Source organism: Sphingomonas paucimobilis NBRC 13935 (genome assembly GCF_000739895.2).
In the GTDB taxonomy this organism is placed as follows: Bacteria; Pseudomonadota; Alphaproteobacteria; order Sphingomonadales; family Sphingomonadaceae; genus Sphingomonas; species Sphingomonas paucimobilis.
Genome location: NZ_BBJS01000084.1, coordinates 1 through 509, shown reverse-complemented (window position 1 = coordinate 509; position 509 = coordinate 1). Strand labels below are relative to the sequence as shown.

The window sequence follows — 509 nt, the reverse complement described above, 5'->3', positions numbered from 1 at the left end:
CCCAACGATCAGCGCTGGGCGTTAGCATTCCGAGCCGGGAGCTTCGCCTTCACGGATGCGCAGGCGCGCGAAGGCGAGCGGCTTTGGAAATCCGACCCGACCCTTCGCCGGCGCATTCCGGACCTGAAAACCCTGGTCGCGCTCACCCCGGCCGCGCTCGGCGCGGCGATCGGCGACGCCAAGGCTGACCCAGTGCTCGCGTTCCTGCGTCGTCATCCCGAACAGGTGATACAACAGGCTCCCGGCTCGCTCGCGGTCGCCCGCGCCAAACTCGCCGAAAGCGTGGCGGCTGCGCGGCGCGGCGATGCGCGCATGGCGAAAGAGCTGGCGCTGTCGGCCTATCTCGATGGGTTCGAGCCGATCGAGCCAACACTCACCGCGCGCGACGCGACGCTGATGGGTCGAATCGAGGGCGCGATGGGGGAGTTCCGCGCCTCGATCGACCGGGGCGCGTCGCCCGATGATCTCGCGGAGAAGGTCGCAGTACTGGGCGGCCTTTTCGACGATGC

Annotated in this window: 1 pseudogene; it reads left to right on the top strand. The window is 69.0% G+C overall.

The annotated features are described in order from the left end of the window. A pseudogene (locus SP6_RS19930) lies at positions 1–509 on the top strand (iron permease); the annotation flags it as partial.